Annotated in this window: 11 protein-coding genes; 2 read left to right on the top strand and 9 right to left on the bottom strand. The window is 70.2% G+C overall.

The features are described 5' to 3' along the window. Positions 1–78 precede the first annotated feature (78 nt). From serA to JAO81_RS34080, 6 genes are all read right to left on the bottom strand, one after another. Positions 79–1,680, bottom strand: coding sequence for a phosphoglycerate dehydrogenase (gene serA, locus JAO81_RS34105; RefSeq protein WP_199551852.1), 1,602 nt, complete (start codon positions 1,678–1,680; stop codon positions 79–81). A 258-nt stretch (positions 1,681–1,938) separates the two neighbouring features. After that, positions 1,939–2,937, bottom strand: a complete 999-nt coding sequence (gene ilvC, locus JAO81_RS34100) for a ketol-acid reductoisomerase (protein WP_199551851.1) — start codon at positions 2,935–2,937, stop codon at positions 1,939–1,941. A 103-nt stretch (positions 2,938–3,040) separates the two neighbouring features. Next, positions 3,041–3,565: an acetolactate synthase small subunit gene (ilvN, locus tag JAO81_RS34095; protein ID WP_052579664.1), complete on the bottom strand. Its 525-nt coding sequence runs from the start codon at positions 3,563–3,565 to the stop codon at positions 3,041–3,043. Positions 3,566–3,596: 31 nt separating this feature from the next. After that, positions 3,597–5,474 carry an acetolactate synthase large subunit gene (locus tag JAO81_RS34090; protein ID WP_199551850.1) on the bottom strand — a complete coding sequence of 626 codons (1,878 nt, stop codon included), beginning with the start codon at positions 5,472–5,474 and terminating at the stop codon, positions 3,597–3,599. Between the two features lie 222 nt (positions 5,475–5,696). Beyond that, the gene (locus JAO81_RS34085) at positions 5,697–8,486 is read right to left on the bottom strand and encodes a bifunctional diguanylate cyclase/phosphodiesterase (RefSeq protein ID WP_199551858.1); all 2,790 of its coding nucleotides are present in this window, start codon (positions 8,484–8,486) and stop codon (positions 5,697–5,699) included. A gap of 516 nt (positions 8,487–9,002) precedes the next feature. Continuing rightward, positions 9,003–9,941, bottom strand: a complete 939-nt coding sequence (locus JAO81_RS34080) for a 2-hydroxyacid dehydrogenase (RefSeq protein WP_199551849.1) — start codon at positions 9,939–9,941, stop codon at positions 9,003–9,005. A 93-nt stretch (positions 9,942–10,034) separates the two neighbouring features. Here JAO81_RS34080 and JAO81_RS34075 point away from each other — a divergent pair, with 93 nt between their 5' ends. Then, positions 10,035–11,027, top strand: coding sequence for an aldo/keto reductase (locus tag JAO81_RS34075; RefSeq protein WP_199551848.1), 993 nt, complete (start codon positions 10,035–10,037; stop codon positions 11,025–11,027). 82 nt (positions 11,028–11,109) lie between these two features. Continuing rightward, positions 11,110–12,309 carry a sorbosone dehydrogenase family protein gene (locus tag JAO81_RS34070; RefSeq protein WP_199551847.1) on the top strand — a complete coding sequence of 400 codons (1,200 nt, stop codon included), beginning with the start codon at positions 11,110–11,112 and terminating at the stop codon, positions 12,307–12,309. A gap of 132 nt (positions 12,310–12,441) precedes the next feature. Here the strand turns inward: JAO81_RS34070 and JAO81_RS34065 are convergent, their stop codons facing one another. From JAO81_RS34065 to JAO81_RS34055, 3 genes are all read right to left on the bottom strand, one after another. After that, a complete protein-coding gene (locus JAO81_RS34065) occupies positions 12,442–12,615 on the bottom strand; it encodes a DUF6191 domain-containing protein (protein ID WP_165335815.1) in 174 nt (57 codons plus the stop codon). 196 nt (positions 12,616–12,811) lie between these two features. Beyond that, the gene (locus JAO81_RS34060) at positions 12,812–15,886 is read right to left on the bottom strand and encodes a LuxR family transcriptional regulator (protein ID WP_233416319.1); all 3,075 of its coding nucleotides are present in this window, start codon (positions 15,884–15,886) and stop codon (positions 12,812–12,814) included. Between the two features lie 312 nt (positions 15,887–16,198). Further along, entirely contained in the window at positions 16,199–16,366 is a 168-nt protein-coding gene (locus JAO81_RS34055) for a hypothetical protein (RefSeq protein ID WP_199551846.1), read from the bottom strand. Between the last annotated feature and the right edge of the window lie 248 nt (positions 16,367–16,614).

The raw sequence follows: 16,614 nt of genomic DNA, 5'->3' as shown, positions 1-16,614 counted from the left end.
CCCTGAAGGACCCGGGCGCGGCGCGGGGGGCCGGTCCCCGGGTGGGTGAACCCCCCCTCGTGCGCTACAGGAAAGCGATCAGGTGAGGTTGACGGACCGCGCCGACGTCGCGCCGATCTCCTCGGCGACCTCGGTGAGGACGTTCTGCGGCACCGTGTCGTCCACGCTCAGGACGGCGAGCGCCTCGCCGCCCTCCTCGGCGCGCGAGACCTGCATACCCGCGATGTTGAGCCCGGCCTCGCCGAGCACGCGGCCGACCGTGCCGACGACACCCGGACGGTCCGCGTAGCGCAGCACGACCATGTGGTCCGCGAGGGCCAGCTCGATCTCGTGCTCACCGATGCCGACGATCTTCTGGTGGTGCTTGGGACCGGCGAGGGTGCCGGACACGGCCACCTCGTCGCCACCCGAGAGCGTGCCGCGCACGGTGACCACATTGCGGTGGTCGGGCGACTCGGACGACGTGGTCAGGCGCACCTCGACACCGCGCTCCTGCGCGAACAGCGGCGCGTTCACGTAGGACACCGTCTCGTCGACGACGTCCTCGAACACGCCCTTGAGCGCGGAGAGTTCGAGCACCTTGACGTCGTGCTGCGTGATCTCGCCGTAGACCTCGACGTCGAGGCGGACGGCCACCTCGCCGGCGAGCGCGGTGAAGATCCGGCCGAGCTTCTCGGCGAGCGGCAGACCCGGGCGTACGTCCTCGGCGATGACCCCGCCCTGGACGTTGACCGCGTCCGGCACCAGCTCGCCGGCAAGCGCGAGGCGCACCGACTTGGCGACGGCGATACCGGCCTTCTCCTGCGCCTCGTCCGTGGAGGCGCCGAGGTGCGGGGTGCAGACGACCTGGTCGAGCTCGAAGAGCGGGGAGTCCGTGCAGGGCTCCTTCGCGTACACGTCGAGACCGGCGCCGGCGACGCGGCCTTCCTTGAGCGCCGAGTACAGCGCGGTCTCGTCGACGATCCCGCCGCGCGCGGCGTTCACGATGCGCACCGAAGGCTTGACCTTGTGCAGCGCCTCGTCGCCGATGAGACCGAGGGTCTCGGGGGTCTTGGGCAGGTGCACGGTGATGAAGTCGGCGACCTCGAGCAGCTCGTCGAGGGTCAGGAGCTTCACGCCCATCTGCGCGGCGCGCGCGGGCTGGACATACGGGTCGTACGCGACGACCTTCATGCCGAAGGCCGACATGCGCTGGGCGACCAGGACGCCGATACGGCCGAGGCCGACGACACCGAGGGTCTTCTCGCTGAGCTCGACGCCGGTGTACTTCGAGCGCTTCCACTCACCGTTCTTGAGCGCGGTGTTGGCCTGCGGGATGTTGCGCGCGGTGGCGACGAGCAGGCCGCAGGCGAGCTCGGCGGCGGTGACGATATTGGACGTCGGCGCGTTGACGACCATCACGCCGGCCTTCGTGGCGGACGAGACATCGACGTTGTCCAGACCGACGCCGGCGCGGGCGACGACCTTCAGCTTCTTGGCGGCGGCGATCGCCTCGGCGTCGACCTTGGTGGCCGAGCGGATGAGGATCGCGTCGACCTCGGCGATGGCGGGCAGCAGTTCGGCCCGGTCCGCGCCGTTGCAGTGGCGGATCTCGAAGTCCGGACCGAGCGCGTCGACGGTCGCGGGCGACAGCTCTTCAGCGATGAGTACGACAGGTTTGCCGGTGGCAGCAGTGCTCACGTGAGTCCTCGCATGTTCCAGTGCAGGCGGCCGTCCCGTGGCCGCAGGCGGTGGATGAGCCGCGTGGAAGACGCACGACGCTGTGGGCCTGACGCGTATGTAGTTGAGCAGTGTAGTGGGGACTTTGGTCCCCAAATCCGCCAGAGCGTAAGGATCACTCGGACGTGGCTGGACAGCGTGTCCAGTTCCCTTCGGAACGTGTCCAGATCTTGTACGAAGGGGCCGGACCCATGAGGTCCGGCCCCTTCGCCGTACGGCTTACGCCTCGGTGTCGACCCAGCTCATGAGCTTGCGCAGCTCCTTGCCGGTGGTCTCCAGGAGGTGGCTCTCGTCCTGCTTCTTGTACTCGTTGTACTTCGGCAGACCGTCCTGGTACTCCTTCATCCAGTTGTTGGCGAAGGTGCCGTCCTGGATCTCCGCGAGGACCTTCTTCATCTCGACCTTGGTCTGGTCGTTGATGATCCGCGGGCCGGTGACGTAGTCGCCCCACTCGGCGGTCTCGGAGATCGACCAGCGCATCTTCTCCAGGCCGCCCTCGTACATGAGGTCGACGATGAGCTTCAGCTCGTGCAGGCACTCGAAGTACGCGATCTCGGGCTGGTAGCCGGCCTCGACCAGCGTCTCGAAGCCCGCCTTGACCAGCGCGGAGGCGCCACCGCAGAGCACGGCCTGCTCACCGAACAGGTCGGTCTCGGTCTCCTCGGTGAAGGTGGTCTTGATGACGCCGGCGCGGGTGCCGCCGATGCCCTTCGCGTACGAGAGGGCGAGCGCGAAGGCCTTGCCGGTCGCGTCCTGCTCGACGGCCGCGATACACGGAACGCCGCGGCCCTCCTCGAACTGACGGCGCACCAGGTGGCCCGGGCCCTTCGGGGCGACCATGCAGACGTCGACGCCGGCCGGGGGCTTGATGAAGCCGAAGCGGATGTTCAGGCCGTGGCCGAAGAACAGGGCGTCGCCGTCCTTGAGGTTGTCCTTGATGGACTCCTCGTAGACCTTGGCCTGGATCGGGTCCGGGACGAGGATCATGATGACGTCGGCCTCGGCGGCGGCCTCGGCGGGCGTCACCACGCGCAGGCCCTCTTCCTCGGCCTTGGCCTTGGACTTGGAGCCCTCGTGCAGACCGACGCGGACGTCGACGCCCGAGTCACGCAGGGACAGCGCGTGGGCGTGGCCCTGGCTGCCGTATCCGATGACCGCGACCTTGCGGCCCTGGATGATGGACAGGTCGGCGTCGGAGTCGTAGAACAGCTCGGCCACTGGAAATCTCCTCGGTGTACTGGTGTTGCGTCCCACCGTACGGCGGGCGGGGGGTAAGGGGTCTGACGGTCTTACGATGCGGTCCGGTCTTCGCGGACAGGGCCTACGCGCTGCGGTCGAGCGCGCGCAGCGAGCGGTCCGTGATGGAGCGCGAGCCGCGGCCGATGGCGATGGTGCCGGACTGGACGAGCTCCTTGATGCCGAACGGCTCCAGCATCTTGAGCATGGCCTCCAGCTTGTCGCTGGATCCGGTGGCCTCGATCGTGACGGCCTCGGGCGAGACGTCCACGGTCTTGGCGCGGAACAGCTGCACGATCTCGACGATCTGCGAGCGGGTCTCGTTGTCGGCGCGCACCTTCACCAGAACGAGTTCACGGGCGACGGCCGAGCCGGGCTCCAGCTCGACGATCTTCAGCACGTTGACGAGCTTGTTGAGCTGCTTGGTGACCTGTTCGAGCGGCAGGGACTCGACGTTGACCACGATGGTGATGCGGGAGATGTCGGGGTGCTCGGTGACACCCACCGCGAGCGAGTCGATGTTGAAGCCGCGGCGCGAGAACAGCGCGGCGATCCGGGCGAGGATGCCGGGGGTGTTCTCCACGAGGACGGAGAGCGTGTGCTTGGACATGGCGTCTGTCTTCCTTTTCCGTCTCTCGTTCTCAGTCGTCCGCGCCGTCGCCGAAGTCCGGCCGGACGTCGCGGGCTGCCATGACCTCGTCGTTGGAGGTGCCGGCGGCGACCATCGGCCAGACCTGGGCGTCCTCGTGGACGATGAAGTCGATCACGACGGGACGGTCGTTGATCTCGTTCGCCTTCTGGATGACGGCGTCGAGGTCGGCCGGGTCCTCGCAGCGGAAGGCGACACAGCCCATGGCCTCGGAGAGCTTCACGAAGTCGGGGACGCGCGTGCCCTTGCTCCGCTCCTCGCTGGCCCCGACCTGCGAACCGGTGGTGTGGTTCGTCTTGTCGCCGTGCAGGACGGTGTTGGAGTAGCGGCCGTCGTAGAAGAGGTTCTGCCACTGGCGGACCATGCCGAGGGCGCCGTTGTTGATGATGGCGACCTTGATCGGGATGTTGTTCAGCGCGCAGGTGACCAGCTCCTGGTTGGTCATCTGGAAGCAGCCGTCGCCGTCGATCGCCCAGACCGTACGGGTCGGCTGGCCGGCCTTCGCACCCATCGCGGCCGGGACCGCATAGCCCATGGTTCCGGCGCCGCCGGAGTTGAGCCAGGTCGCGGGCTGCTCGTAGTCGATGAAGTGCGCGGCCCACATCTGGTGCTGGCCCACGCCCGCGGCGAAGATCGTGTCCTTCGGGGCGAGCTTGCCGATCCGCTCGATGACCTGCTGCGGGGCGAGCGAGCCGTCCTCGGGCTGGTCGTAGCTGAGCGGATAGGTCTCGCGCCAGCGGTTCAGGTCCTCCCACCAGGCGCTGTAGTCACCGGAGTTGCCCTCGGTGTGCTCGGCCTGGATCGCCTGGACGAGATCGGCGATGACCTCGCGGGCGTCGCCCACGATCGGGACGTCGACCTCGCGGTTCTTGCCGATCTCGGCGGGGTCGATGTCCGCATGGATGATCTTCGCGTACGGGGCGAAGCTGTCCAGCTTGCCCGTGACGCGGTCGTCGAACCGGGTGCCCAGGGCGATGAGCAGGTCCGACTTCTGCAGCGCGGTGACGGCGGTGACCGCACCGTGCATGCCCGGCATTCCGACGTGCAGCGGGTGACTGTCGGGGAATGCGCCGAGCGCCATCAGCGTGGTGGTGACGGGCGCTCCGGTGAGCTCGGCGAGGACCTTCAGCTCGGCGGTCGCGCCGGCCTTGATGACACCGCCGCCGACGTACAGGACGGGGCGCTTGGCCTGGCTGATCAGCTTCGCGGCCTCGCGGATCTGCTTGGCGTGCGGCTTGGTCACCGGGCGGTAGCCGGGCAGGTCCGTCTGCGGCGGCCAGCTGAAGGTCGTCTTCGCCTGCTGCGCGTCCTTGGTGATGTCGACGAGGACGGGGCCGGGGCGTCCGGTCGAGGCGATGTGGAACGCCTCCGCGATGGTGTGCGCGATGTCCTCGGCCTTGGTGACCAGGAAGTTGTGCTTCGTGATCGGCATGGTGATGCCCACGATGTCGGCTTCCTGGAAGGCATCGGTGCCGATGTTCTTCGAGTTGACCTGACCGGTGATGGCGACGATGGGCACCGAGTCCATGTGGGCGTCCGCGATCGCGGTCACCAGGTTGGTGGCGCCCGGACCCGAGGTCGCCATACAGACACCGACCTTGCCGGTGGCCTGCGCGTAACCCGTTGCGGCGTGGCCCGCGCCCTGCTCGTGGCGGACGAGGACGTGCCGGACCTTCGTGGAGTCCATCAGCGGGTCGTAGGCGGGCATGATCGTGCCGCCAGGGATACCGAATACGACCTCGGCCCCGACTTCCTCGAGCGAACGAATAAGGGACTGCGCGCCCGTGAGGTGCTCGACGGGGGCGGTCTGCTGCTGTCCAGAGGATCGGGGCCGCGGCTGCGGATGGGCCCCGGTGGCCTGCTCGGTCATCGGCGTCTCTTCTCGATGCTGAGGGTGGTTATGCGAGGTTTGTCGAACTTACTGGCGGTGCCTGTGCAACAAAAAACCCCTCGTGCCCGGAGGCAAGCGAGGGGAGCGCGTCGGTGACGGTCGCTGAGCGTTTCTGACGACTCAGCTTCAGCCGACGCGCTGTCCAAGTACGAGAATTCGGGTGCGCATGGCACTGACCCTCTCTCCAGCGCCCTGGCACTGTCAAGTGGGTGGGACGGCCGTCTCATTATGTGAGCGGACAACCGTCCCCCCTGCGAACACGGGCTCGATCGGACCGTGCGGCAACGGGTAGTGCCCGGCGGCCAGAGCGCGCCGCAGCCGGTACTCGTCGAGGGGGCCGGAGAAGGCCATGCCCTGCCCGTGGGTACAGCCCATCGCGCGCAGCGCCACCACCTGCTCGGGCAGATCGACCCCCTCGGCCACGGACTGCAGTCCCAGGTCCCCCGCGATCTTCAGAAGACCGCTGGTGATCTTGTGCAGTCTGGCCGATTCCACCACTCCCTCGACCAGGGAGCGGTCGAGTTTCAGTACGTCGACGGGCAGCCGGCGCAGTGCGGTGATGGCCGCATACCCGTTGCCGAAGCCGTCCAGGGCGATCCGGACACCGAGCCGGGACAGTGCGGTGAGCCGGCGCTCCAGCTCGTCGAACGGGATCCGCGGATCGTGGTCGGAGAGCTCGATGATCAGCGCACCCGAAGGCAGCCCGTACCGGGTCAGGAGCGCTTCCACGGTCCCCATCGGCATGGAGCGGTCGAGCAGCCGGGCCGCGCTGATCCGTACGGCCACGGGGACCGCGTGCCCGGTGGCGCCCCGCTCGGCGGCCTGTTCGACGGCCTCTTCGAGCAGCCAGCGGCCCAGCTCCGCGGTGCGGTCGTTGTCCTCGGAGACCCGGAGGAACTCGGCCGGGGTGAACAGGATGCCCTGCGCGCTGCGCCACCGCGCCTGGGCGGCGACCGCGGTGATCCGTCCGGTGTCGAGCCGTACCACCGGCTGGTGCAGGAGCGCGAACTCGCCCTCGTGCAGGGCCGATCGCAGCCGCGTGGCCAGCTCGGCCTTGCGGACGACCTCGGCCTTCATCTGGGGCGCGAACATCACCACACGGCCCTTGCCCGCGGCCTTCGCCCGGTACATCGCCAGGTCCGCGTTGCGCAGCAGATCGCCCGCGGTGATGCCCGGTTCGGCGAAGGCGACACCGATCGAGGCGGCCACCCGGACATTGCTGCCGTCCACCTCGTACGGCTGCGAGAGGGTGAGCCGGAGGCGGTCGGCGAGCTCGTGGATATGGCGCTCGCGTGCCGCACTGTCGCGGCTGCCGTCGCCGAGGATCAGGGCCGCGAACTCGTCGCCGCCGAGACGGGCCGCGGTGTCCCCCTGTCGTACGGATTCCTCGAGGCGGCGGGCGGCCTGGACCAGCAGGTCGTCGCCCGCCTGATGGCCGAGCCGGTCGTTGACCGCCTTGAAGCCGTCGAGATCGATGAAGAGCACGGCGGTGCCGCGGTCGGTGGCCCGGCGGCCGTGCAGGGCCTGACCCACCCGCTTGGTGAACAGCGCGCGGTTGGGCAGGTCGGTGAGCGGGTCGTGCTCGGCGTTGTGCTGCAACTGGGCCTGCAGACGGACCCGTTCGGTCACGTCGCGGCTGTTGAAGAGCAGACCGCCGCCCTGGTGGCGGTTGACCGTCGATTCCACGTTCAGCCAGTCGCCGGAGCCGGACTTGAAGCGGCACTCGATCCGGGTGGTGGGCTCCTCGAGCGGGCTCGCCGTGAGGAAGCGGCGGATCTCGTGGGCGACGCGGCCGAGATCCTCGGGATGGATGAGGTCGGCCAGCTCCGAGCCCTTGAGCTCCTCCGCGCTGCGCCCCCAGACGCCCGAGGCGGCCGGGCTGACGTAGTGCAGTATGCCGCTGGGCGCGGCGATCATGATCACATCGCTGGAGCCCTGGACCAGGGAGCGGAAGTGGTTCTCCTTCTGGGCCAGTTCCTGGGTGAGCGTCATGTTGTCGACGAGCATGATGGCCTGGCGTACGACCAGGGCCAGCACCACCGTGCAGGCCGTGAAGAGCACCACGCGGTCGACGCTGCGGCCGTCGATGGTGTTGTAGAGGATGCCCAACGTGCAGACGGCGGCGGCCAGATAGGGCGTGAGCGCGGAGAGCGAGCCGCCGATGCCGCGCTGCTGACTGCTGCGCCGCACCACACGGGGGTACTCGACGGGCTGCCCCGGCCGGGTCGACACCCACGGCGCGTACGCGAGGAGCAGCGAGCCCGCGAACCAGCCGGCGTCGAGCAGCTCGCCCGAGCGGTAGGTCTGCTTGAGCAGCGGCGAGGTGAACAGCGCGTCGCACATCACGGTCAGCGCGAGGGCGGCGATCGCGGTGTTGATCGCCGAGCGGTTGGCCGAGGAGCGCCGGAAGTGCAGCGCGAGCACCATGCTGACGAGCACGATGTCGAGCAGGGGGTACGCGAGGTTGAGCGCCGCGTGCGCGACGCTGCGGCCGTCGACCTGGGAGTTGTGCGCGAGCGCCAGGCTCCAGGACAGGGTGAGCAGCGAGCCGCCGATCAGCCAGGAATCCAGGCCGAGGCAGACCCAACCGGCGCGCGTGACGGGCCTCTTGGCCAGGACCAGGAGTCCGACGATCGCGGGCGGCGCGAAGCAGAGGAAGAACAGATCGGCGATGCTGGGGCTCGGCACCTCGATGCCGAGCACCACCTCGTACCAGCCCCAGACCGCGTTGCCGAGCGCCGCCATCGCGGACGAGAGCGCGAACAGGAGCCAGGCGGGTCGAAAACGGCTCTCGCTGCTGCGGCCGTAGAGAAAGCAGGAGACGGCCGCGGTGGCCGCGGCGATGCTGAGGCCGAAGTCGCCCATGATCAGCGCGAGTTGCGCGGATCCCCAGCCGAGGGCGGAGCCGACCGCATAGCCGGCGCAGATCACCGCGAGCACCAGCTGGGACACGAGTCCCGACCTGCCGCACGGCGCGACACGGCGGTTCATCAGCACCCCCGGGGTGCTCACCGCGCCGCCCGGACCGGCCTCGTCGGCCGCGGCGGCCGCATGCTCGCATCCGGCGTCCGGCTCATCGGTCTGCAGCCCGTCGGCACATGCGAGGGTCGTCGTCGGCGGTCCCGCCGCGTAGGAATGATCGCCCATAGGCCGTGCATCGCCCGTCGCCCCCCTCGCAGTTCGGTGCCTTCCGTGTGTCCCCGGCGTCTCCGGCACACGCTGTGCTCTCCGGGCGGATTCCCTGTCCTGTCCCGGCGGTTTCCCGGCGCCGAACAGTGCGCGGCGCAGCCCCAGTCGGGACGATACACCAGTCTCGTCACTCAGGGACATAGTTCCTCTACGCTCCGTGACGACCAGGGGCATTGGGGGGACCTGACGCACGGAAAATGTTGCAGAGCGTACCGAGACGGAGGCGCTCCGTACGACTTGAGTGCAGTGTGTCCGAACTTCGGCCGCTGTGCGGGGTGTTCGGGGGTCCTGGGGCTTGCGAGGCCCCAGGTGCGCCCGCTATTCGGTGGTGAGTACGACGTTGTCCAGCGGCTCGCCCGCGGCGAACTTGGTGAGCTGGCCGGCCAGAAGCCGCTTCGCACGCGGTTCGAACGCCGAGGTGGAGCCGCCCACATGGGGGCTGATCAGCAGGTTGGGCGCGTGCCACAACGGGTGTCCGGCGGGCAGCGGTTCGGGGTCGGTGACATCGACGGCGGCCCGGATACGGCCCGTCTCCAGCTCCGTGAGCAGGGCCTTGGTGTCGACCACGCCGCCGCGCGCGACGTTCACGAGCAGGGCGCCGTCCTTCATCCGCGCGAGGAAGTCCGCACCGGCCAGGTGCCTGGTGGCCTCCGTGAGGGGCGTGGAGAGGATCACGACGTCGGCTTCGGGCAGCAGCCGGGGCAGTTCCTCGAGCGGATGCACGACGCCGCGCTCCGTGGTGCGGGCGGAGCGCGCGACGCGCGCCACCCGCGCGCACTCGAAGGGCGCGAGCCGGTCCTCGATGGCGGCGCCGATCGAGCCGTAGCCGACAATCAGGACGGACTTGTCGGCGAGCGCGGGATAGAAGCCGGACCGCCACTCCTCCTGCTGCTGCCCCTGGACGAATCCGGGGATTCCGCGCAGCGAGGCGAGGATCAGCGCGAGCGTGAGCTCGGCGGTGGAGGCCTCGTGGACTCCCCTCGCATTGCACAGGCGTACGCCGGGGCGCAGATCACCAAGTCCGCCCTGTACGTGGTCGACGCCCGCCGAGAGGGTCTGCACGACCTGCACCGACCGCATCCGCGGCATGGGGCGTACGGCGATCTCGGGGCCCTTCATATAGGGGACCACGTAGAAGGCGCAGTCGGCGGGATCGGCCGGGAAGTCCGGTGCGCCGTCCCAGAAGTGGTAGGCGAGGCCTTCGGGCAGGCCTGCGATGTCGTCGGCGGGAAACGGGAGCCATACGTCTGCGGTCATGGTCAGGAGGCTAATCCGCACAGGGGCGCGAGGTGGGGGCGGGAGGCGGGAGGTTAGTTTGGGGGCCGTCGGTCGAAGGGGAGGCACAGCCAGGTGGAGCGCAGGACGGTCGGCGCGGCGGCACTCGAAGTGGGCGCGATCGGGCTCGGCTGTATGCCGATGAGCTGGGCGTACACCGCTTCACAGCAGTACGGCGAGGAGTCGCTGCGGGCCGTGCACACCGCGCTCGACGCGGGGGTCTCGCTGCTCGACACGGCGGATATGTACGGGCCGTTCACCAATGAGCTGCTGCTCGGACGGGTGTTGAAGGAGCGGCGGGCGGAGGCCTTCGTGTCGACGAAGGTGGGGCTCCTGGTCGGCGAGCAGCACATCGTCGCCAACGGCCGTCCCTCGTACGTGAAACGGGCCTGCGATGCCTCGCTGCGCCGGCTCGGGACCGAGGTGATCGACCTCTATCAGCTGCATCGCGCCGACCCCGAGGTGCCCGTCGAGGAGACCTGGGGCGCGATGGCGGAGCTGGTGACCGCCGGCAAGGTGCGCTCGCTCGGGCTGTGCGCGGTGGGGGCACGGGCCGGGCGGCGGCCCGGGTCCCGGCTGCACGATGCGACGATCCACCAACTGGAGCGGGTGCAGCAGGTCTTCCCGGTGAGCGCGGTCGAGGCCGAGTTGTCGGTGTGGTCGCCGGAGGCGCTCGACGCGCTGCTGCCTTGGTGTGCGGCGCGCGGGGTGGGATTTCTGGCGGCGATGCCGCTCGGGAACGGATTTCTCACGGGGACGCTGACACCCGGTTCCGGTTTCGAACCCGAGGATGTGCGGGCGAGGCATCCGCGGTTCACCGCCGAGATGATGGCCGCGAACCAGCCGATCGTCGCGGGTCTGCGGCGGATCGCCGCGCGGCACGGGGCCACGCCCGCACAGGTCGCGCTGGCATGGGTGCTCACCCGGGGCCGGGATGTGGTGCCGGTGCCGGGGACGAAGCGGGCGGCCTGGGCCGCGGAGAACGCCGGGGCCGCGGGGGTGCGGCTCAGCGAGGGGGATCTGCGGGAGATCGCGGAGCTGCCGTCCGGAGTGGGGTCCTGGGAGTAGGGCGGGAGGTCCCCCGCGGCGGCCGCCGGCGGCTTCGGGGATTCGGGACCGGTTGTGGGAACCCGGGCGGCGCGAGCGGTGTATGAACGGTAAGAACGCGATCGTCGAAAGGACCTCGGCTGTGCAACGAACCGCAGTACCCGCCGTGTTGGCCGCCGCCGTGCTGCTGCTCTCCGCCTGTTCGGGGGACGGAGAGGACCCGCCGGCGAAGGAGAGCAACTCCGCCTCGAGCCCGGGGAAGGCGGGTGGGCCTTCGCGCAGCGCAGATCCCGATCTGCCGCCGGCCGAGGGCTCGGCGAAAGTGGTCAAGACCCTTACCGAGGACCTCAAGTCGCCCTGGGGGCTTGCCGCGTTGCCGGAGGGAGACCTGCTCGTCTCCTCGCGCGACGAGGCCACGATCACCCGGATCGACGCGGAGAGCGGGAAGAAGACCGAGCTCGGACCGGTGCCGGGGGTGGCGCCCGCCGGCGAGGGCGGGCTGATGGGGCTCGCCCTCTCCCCCGCCTACGCCTCGGACCACTATGTGTACGCGTACTTCACGACCGAGTCGGACAACCGCATCGCGCGTTTCCAGTACGACGAGAAGAAGCCGGCCGGGCAGCAACTGGGCGCGCCGGACACGGTGTTGCGAGGCATCCCCAAGGGGACGGTTCACAACGGCGGGCGGATCGCGTTCGGCCCGGACAAGATGCTGTACGCGGGGACGGGTGAAACGGGCGAGACGGGACTCGCCCAGGACAAGTCCTCGCTCGGCGGCAAGATCCTGCGCATGACGCCCGAGGGCGAGCCTGCACCGGGGAATCCGGAGGCGGACTCGCTCGTGTACTCGTGGGGTCACCGCAATGTGCAGGGTCTGGCCTTCGACAAGGAACAGCGGCTGTGGGCGGCCGAGTTCGGCCAGAACACCTGGGACGAGCTGAACCAGATCGGTCCGGGCAAGAACTACGGCTGGCCCGAGGTGGAGGGCAAGGGCGACGAGGGCTCGGAGTTCGCGAACCCGCTCGAGCAGTGGTCGACCGCCGACGCCTCCCCCAGCGGCATCGCCTGGGCCGAGGGCTCGATCTGGATGGCGGGCCTGCGCGGCGAACGTCTGTGGCGCATCCCCCTGGACGGCACGAAGGCACTCGCGGAGCCTCAGTCCTTCTTCGAGGGTGAGTACGGGCGCCTGCGCACGGTCCTCGCCGCGGGCGAGAACCGGCTGTACGTGGTGACCAGCGAGACGGACGGGCGGGGGGAGCCCGAGGGTGGGGATGATCGGGTGTTGGTGGTGGAGGTGGAGTAAGCGGGGAGAGGGGGGCGGGTCGGGACGCCGGTCACCGGCCTCGGCCGCGGGCTGAGCCTGCCCGCGCTGTGCTCTGCGCCGGCCTCGTCGCCGCACTGCTCGGGCCGCGGACGGGAGCGGGGAGCGGGCCGGCTACTCCTTCGGCTGGGACGGGACGCGGATGACGACCTTGCCCGAGCTGAGGTCGATCTCGCCCTTGCCGGGGTCACCGTCGTTGATGTCCACCTTGGTGAGGGCCAGGCGGTTGCGTTCCTCGTCCGTGTGCTTGCGGCCGGGGTTGAAGAGCTCCTCGATCAGGTTGAACATCCTGCACCTCCGCGGGTGGGCTCTCCCCGGCCAACGAAGAGTGACGCCCCGAAATTCCTCGCGGCCCCTCCGCCGTGCGGCGCTTCGTCATGGCCCGGTCCGCCGGGCGCCCCCGGCCGGGTCTGCCGGGCGCCTTTGGACCGGGTCTTCCTGGCGCCTCCGGGCTGGGACTTCCGGGTACCCCTGGGCCGGGGGGTCAGAACAACCGCAGCCGGTGCGCCAGCGCCGCCGCCTCCCCGCGGCTCGCCACGCCCAGCTTCGCCAGGATGTTGGAGACATGGACGCTGGCCGTCTTCGGGGAGATGAAGAGGGACTCGGCGATCTGGCGGTTGGTACGGCCTGCGGCGACCAGGGCGAGCACATCGCGTTCACGGCTGGTCAGGCCGAGGGTTTCCAGGGGGTTGTCCGGGCCCGGCACAGGGTCCGGCCGGGTGCCGGTCAGGGTGAGGCGGGCTCGCTGGGCGAGCAGGGCTATGTCCTCGGCGAGAGGTTTCGCGCCCAGGGACTCCGCCACCTTCCGGGCCGGGAGCAGCAGATCCGTGGCCCGGGCCCGGGCCGCGTCGTCGGCGCCCGAGGAAAGAAGCGCCTCCGCGTGGCGGTACCGGACGCGGGCCAGGCCGTACGGGCGCTCGACCGACTCGAACGGTTCGGCCACCTCCGCCCAGTCCTCGGGCGTCGCCCGGTCCTCGGCGCGCAGCAGCTCGGCCCGTACCCACCGCTCGTACGCCCGCCACACCGGCACAGGCGTCGCCACGGCCTTCGCCGCGCGGCGGATCAGCTCGATCGCCTCGGCCCGGCCGGGCTCGGCGGCGGGCAGCCCCCGGGCATCCGCCTCGGCGGTCGCCGCGGTCAGCAGGAGCGGCCAGGCATAGCGCTGCGTGCCCGGCGGGAGCCCCTGCTCCAAGGTCTGCGCCAGCTCGGCACGCAGATCGGTGAGGCGGCCCTCTCCGGCCGCGACGCCCAGGGAGAGGCGTACGAGAGGCAGGGTGTACTGGGGCTGAGGGTCGTGCTGACCGTAGAGGGCTCGGGCGTGTGCGAGATGGCCGGCTGCGGCCTCCCACTCGCCTCGGTACAGCGCGAGCCGGGCCAGCCGCTCGCCGGCCGAGGTGCGTGGCTGCCTCGCGCTGGAGGAGATGGTGGCGACCTGGGCGGCCGCGTCGACCGCCTCGTCCCACTTTCCGTAACTGATCAGGGACTCGGCGAGGTTGGCCCAGACCCAGGCCTCGGCGTCGACGAGGCCGTAGCGGCGGCAGAACTCGATGCCCTCGCGCCCGTACTCGATCGCCTCGGCCGAACGGCCGACACCTTCGAGCGCGGACGGAAGATTGGTGTGCACCCGGGCGAGGTCCTTGGTGAGCCGGCCGTCCGCGACGCGCTTGTGGACGGTTCGCATCATGTCGAGCCCTTCCTCGACCTGGCCGGAGTCCACCAGGAGTCCGCCGAGGGTGAGTTGGGCGTTGGTCTCGATGTCCTCGGCGCCGACCATCCGCGCGTACTCCACGGCCCGTTCGGCCGCGACGAAGGTCTCGGGTCCCGGGAAGTGCAGCGCTCCCCAGGTCGCACGCTGCGTGAGGATCTCGGCGTGCACGGCGGACGGTTCGAGACCGCGCAGGAGCTCCTCGGCGCGGGCGATCTCCGGCCAGCCGTCGCTGCGCCCCAGGGTGGACATCAGCCAGCCCTTCTGGTTCCAGAACCAGGCCTCGCGGAGCGGATCAGGGTCCTCGTCGAGAAGCCGCAGCGCACGCTTGGTGATCTTCAGCGCGCGCTCGCGCTCTCCGCAGAAGCGGCCGGCGACCGCTGCCTCCGCCATCAGGTCCAGGTACTGCAGCGGCTTGGTCTCGGGGTCGCAGCCACAGGGCGGGTACGCCTCCGTGAAGTCGACGGGCCGCAGCGTGGAACGGACCTCGTCACCGACCAGTTCCCAGAGCTCCATCGCCCGCTCTAGCAGCCGCAGTTGCTCGGAGAAGGCGAAGCGGCGGCGCGCCATGACAGCGGCGCTCAACGTGGCCGGCAGCGCCTTGGCCGGGTCCTTCGCGCAGTACCAGTAGCTGGCCAGGCGCGGGGCGTGCTCGTCGGCGCGGATCAGGGCGGGATCGGCCTCGAGGGCTTCCGCATAACGGCGGTTGAGGCGGGAGCGCTCGCCGGGCAGCAGATCGTCGCTGATCGCCTCGCGCACCAGGGAGTGCCGGAAGCGGTAGCCGTCGCCGTCGGGTGCGGCGAGCAGGATGTTGGCGCCGACGGCCGCGCGCAGGGCCTCGATCAGCGCGTCCTCGCCGAGGCCGGCGACGGCGGCGAGAAGGTCGTACTCGACCGTGGAGCCTCCCTCGGCGACCACCCGGACGACCCGCTGAGCGTGCTCGGGCAGCGCCTCCACGCGTACGAGGAGGACATCGCGCAGCGTCTCGGGCAGGGCGTGGTCGCAGTCGTCGTCGGAACAGGCGAGCTCCTCGACGAAGAAGGCATTGCCGTCGGTGCGGTCGAATATCCGCTCCACCAGGGGCTCTTCGGGCTGCGCGGCAAGGATTCCGGCGAGCTGGCGGCGCACTTCGCCGCGGGTGAACCGGGAGAGCTCGATCCGCCGCAGGGTGCGCAGCCGGTCGAGTTCGGCCAGCAGCGGGCGCAGCGGATGGCGGCGGTGGATGTCGTCGGAGCGGTACGAGGCGATGACGACCAGGCGGCCGCTGCGCAGCGTACGGAAGAGATAGGTGAGCAGATGGCGCGTGGAGGCATCCGCCCAGTGGAGGTCTTCGAGGACCAGCACGACGGGCCGCTCGGCGGCCACGCGCTCGAGCAGGCGGACGGTGAGTTCGAAGAGGCGGGCCATGCTCTCCTCCTCGCCCTGCTGTCCACGGACCGGGACGCCACGTCCCGGATCGGACAAGTCGGGGAGGAGCCTGGCCAGTTGTTCCTCCTGGCCCGCCGCCGCGGCGGCCATCTCGCCCGGCAGCTGACGCAGCAGCGAGCGCAAAGCGCCGGAGAACGGGGCGAACGGCAGCCCTTCGGCGCCGATTTCGACGCAGCCGCCCAGCGCCACGACCGCGCCGTCCTTCGCGGCGGCGGCGCAGAACTCCTCGAGCAGCCGGGTCTTGCCCACCCCCGCCTCGCCGCCGAGCAGCAACGCCTGCGGCTCGCCCGCGGTGGCGCGGACGAGCGCTTCGTTCAAAACGGTCAATTCACCTGCGCGGCCGACGAACACCGGACTGACGGACCTGGTCTCCACAGCGCCGAGCATCGCACGCGGGTCCGACAGCACGGCACCCTCCGCGGTCATGACCCCGGTCACCTGCGGTGATGCGTTCCTCCAGGCCCCGGCCAGCTCGTTTGTACGGTCTGATGCCACGGACCTGTCCGTACGAACGGACGCCGCGGACCTGTCGGCACGAACCGACGCCGCGGACCTGTCGGCACGAACCGACGCCGCGGACCTGTCGGCACGAACGGACGCCGCGGACCTGTCGGCACGAACCGACGCCGCGGACCAGTCCGTACGGTCAGACGCCGCGGCCCCGTCTCCGGCCCCGTGCTCCGGGCCGGCGACGGGGCCGGTGTCTGCTGTCCTGTTCATCCGCGTATTCCTCGCGTCTCACGCGGCGCGTACGAATCGGAACCTCCGCGGGCTGTGCCTCACCCGCCCATCGGCGTCGTTGTCCGCATTCCGGCCGAAGCGGCGGGCCTCGTTGGCCCGGTGCTCCTGAGCGGCCTCGCGGACGAGGTCGGCCTGGCGCAGCTGCTGCATCTCGTACTCGAACATCTTGTTCCCCTTGGGAGTCGGCGGCCGGTTTCGGTTTCCGGCCTCTCGCTCTCTGCGATGTCTCAACTTTCGCTTCCCAGAGGGGTCCGCCACATCGGGAGAACGCCGCATCTACGGGGCCCGTATGCCTTAGGCCCGCGGCTCAGCCGCCTTAGACAGCCCTAAGCCCCCTTGGTGCAAAGGGGGGCCGGGGGGGGTTAGGGGGTTTGGGGTTGGCCCCGGGGGGGGCGGCGGGGGGGGGGGGGGGG

The organism is Streptomyces sp. N35 (assembly GCF_016464295.1).
In the GTDB taxonomy this organism is placed as follows: Bacteria; Actinomycetota; Actinomycetes; order Streptomycetales; family Streptomycetaceae; genus Streptomyces.
The sequence above is the reverse complement of the archived record's forward strand: the minus strand, read 5'-3'. Positions and strand labels throughout refer to the sequence as shown.

What these genes read in the sequence shown, in the direction of transcription:
- ilvN (WP_052579664.1), bottom strand. Translation starts at nt 3,565, where the DNA reads ATGTCCAAGCACACGCTCTCCGTCCTCGTGGAGAACACCCCCGGCATC.
- JAO81_RS34090 (WP_199551850.1), bottom strand. Translation starts at nt 5,474, where the DNA reads ATGACCGAGCAGGCCACCGGGGCCCATCCGCAGCCGCGGCCCCGATCC.
- JAO81_RS34085 (WP_199551858.1), bottom strand. Translation starts at nt 8,486, where the DNA reads ATGAACCGCCGTGTCGCGCCGTGCGGCAGGTCGGGACTCGTGTCCCAG.
- JAO81_RS34080 (WP_199551849.1), bottom strand. Translation starts at nt 9,941, where the DNA reads ATGACCGCAGACGTATGGCTCCCGTTTCCCGCCGACGACATCGCAGGC.
- JAO81_RS34070 (WP_199551847.1), top strand. Translation starts at nt 11,110, where the DNA reads ATGAACGGTAAGAACGCGATCGTCGAAAGGACCTCGGCTGTGCAACGA.
- JAO81_RS34065 (WP_165335815.1), bottom strand. Translation starts at nt 12,615, where the DNA reads ATGTTCAACCTGATCGAGGAGCTCTTCAACCCCGGCCGCAAGCACACG.
- JAO81_RS34060 (WP_233416319.1), bottom strand. Translation starts at nt 15,886, where the DNA reads ATGACCGCGGAGGGTGCCGTGCTGTCGGACCCGCGTGCGATGCTCGGC.
- JAO81_RS34055 (WP_199551846.1), bottom strand. Translation starts at nt 16,366, where the DNA reads ATGTTCGAGTACGAGATGCAGCAGCTGCGCCAGGCCGACCTCGTCCGC.